1 protein-coding gene is annotated in these 2,382 nt (G+C 44.7%); it reads left to right on the top strand.

Annotated features, from left to right (window positions below; translation table 11 throughout):
• The first annotated feature begins 608 nt into the window (after positions 1-608).
• A complete protein-coding gene (gene ltrA / locus C7B77_RS28320; RefSeq protein ID WP_106312923.1) occupies positions 609-2,273 on the top strand; it encodes a group II intron reverse transcriptase/maturase in 1,665 nt (554 codons plus the stop codon).
• Positions 2,274-2,382 lie beyond the last annotated feature (109 nt).

Genomic DNA, 2,382 nt, shown 5'->3' on the forward strand with positions numbered 1-2,382 from the left:
GTGCGCTGCGAAGCGTACAGTGGTAATGCTCTAGGTGAGTCAAAACAACCACGAGATAATACCTACCTCAAGGTATTAAGGCTGACCTAGCAGGCAGGGGACAATGAGTGAGAACCTGTTTGAAGCCTGGGAAACAAGGGACAAAATGCTGGCACTCTGTTACAGCATGAGGTTTCGAGCCTGAGTCTAGCTATGACTACGAGAGGAATCCTTGTCCGAAGCACCGTCACCTTGGACACGCTGTTAAACAACAGAGATGGCGTGAGACAACAGGTAAATCAGTATTTTATGCTGCTGATGAAAAGGTCTGTTTACTCGGACTGAACCGCTCTGGTTATAGAGGTATAAACCATCGGCTGTGGTCGCGGATACTAGGTCTGTATCCGATTGGTGTAAAGAGGAAGTCTAAGGCTAGACAATCACGTACCACTGTATGAACGTAGGAAGCACGATAACTGGTCGATTGAGACTGGGTTAACTGCAACTGAAGTAGTTATCGTGTGGCAGAGCCATCGTAGTAGTCCGAGCCAGAAAATAGTCTGGTACATGGCGAAGGATGGCAGTCATTGTTAGAGATAAGTCAAGGGAATTAGAGAGGACTAAAACGTATGTCCGATATCATCAAAACCCAACATAGTCTCGCCATCAAGGCACAGCATCAAGCAGAACATCAGTTCGACGATTTGTATCGACTCATTTGTCGAGAAGATTGGATTAGAACCGCCTTAACCGCCGTACTCTCAAATACGGGAGCTAAAACGGCAGGGATCGACGGCATCACAAAAAAGACGCTTGCAGCGGAATCAGCCAAAACTGAATTCGTGAATGCGTTACGGACGGAATTACAAACCAAACAATTCCGACCGATGCCAGTCCGTCGCGTTTACATCCCGAAATCAAATGGTAAACAACGACCGCTAGGTATTCCTACACTCAAGGACAGAACAGTCCAAATGTTGCTGAAGATGGTGTTAGAGCCAATCTATGAAAGTGACTTTCTTAACTGCTCCAATGGTTTTCGACCACAACGCAGAACCCAAGATTGCATCGCCAGATTAGATAGCTACATCAATCGTCGCAACAAATACTATTGGGTAATTGAGGGAGATATCAAAGCGGCATTTGACAGTATTCATCATCAGATACTGCTCAAAATCATGGCGAAGAGAATCGCCGATAATCGTCTCCTGAAACTGGTAGAAAGTTTTCTCAAAGCAGGAATCATGGAGGGTCATCTGTTCAAGCATACCGATATCGGTACACCGCAAGGTGGTATTTGTTCGCCACTTTTGGCGAATATTTATTTGCACCAATTAGATCTCTATTGGTGGCAGAAATATGGCAACCTCGACCGCAAAGAGAAGGAACGTCGCCGCACCAGACACCAAGGAAATTGTGCTTTAATTCGCTACGCTGATGATTGGTTACTTCTGACCAATGGCAGCAAAGCAGAAGCGATGAGACTCAAGGAGGAATTCAGTATCTTCCTCAAAGAAGAACTCCAACTTGAATTGTCGCCAGAAAAAACGCACATTACCCATGTAAATGATGGTTTTGACTTCTTAGGTTTTCACATTCAACGCTATGTTAGCGGACACGACCGACCGAAAATGTTGGTCACACCTGCACCGAAAAACATTAAGAAGTTCAAACAGACCATCAAGGAGATGACCAAGCGGAAATGGTTTCAAGATTCTCCCCTGTTAAAATTCTCTGCCCTTAATGCAGTTTTAAGAGGGTGGATTAACTATTATCGTCACTGCAATGTTAAAGAAATTGCTAAGGATTTAGACTTCTGGGTCAATCAACGGCTATTTCGATGGCTTTGTAAACGGCACAAGTTATCCCCCAAACACATCATCAAGATGTATAAATTGCGCGAAGAAGGTCGAAGATTTAACTTGGGTATTCGCAACGGTGACAAGATTCTTTATCTCTATCGCCTGAGTGATTTACCATTAACTAAATATCGTTCTCGCTCTCCCGAAAATCCTTATATTCAGGGAGAGTATCGGACAGGGGTACCCCTAGCTGACCTACCTTTATCGGAACAGGTGTGGCTGGGCAACGCAAATAACTCCCAATGGCGCGAACTGAAGGAGACAATTAAAGCTGAAAGAGGATCTAAGTGTCAAGTGTGTTCGAGCACGATTAACTTGGATCTACACCACGTTAAAGCCCGAAAATCAAAGGGTAAAGATGAGGTGGAAAATCTTCAACTTCTTTGTCGTGATTGTCATGTCCAAACGCCTTCGTATGGACGAAGCACGTAACAATGATGGAAAGCCGGATGAGGTGAAAGTCTCACGTCCGGTTTGGGGAGAGGAATGAAGAAACACATAAACCGTAAGGTTTAGAGGTGCGCTTTGTTCCTACTCCATT

This window comes from Chamaesiphon polymorphus CCALA 037, from assembly GCF_003003845.1.
GTDB lineage: Bacteria > Cyanobacteriota > Cyanobacteriia > Cyanobacteriales > Chamaesiphonaceae > Chamaesiphon > Chamaesiphon polymorphus.

What these genes read in the sequence shown, in the direction of transcription:
- ltrA (WP_106312923.1), top strand. Translation starts at nt 609, where the DNA reads ATGTCCGATATCATCAAAACCCAACATAGTCTCGCCATCAAGGCACAG.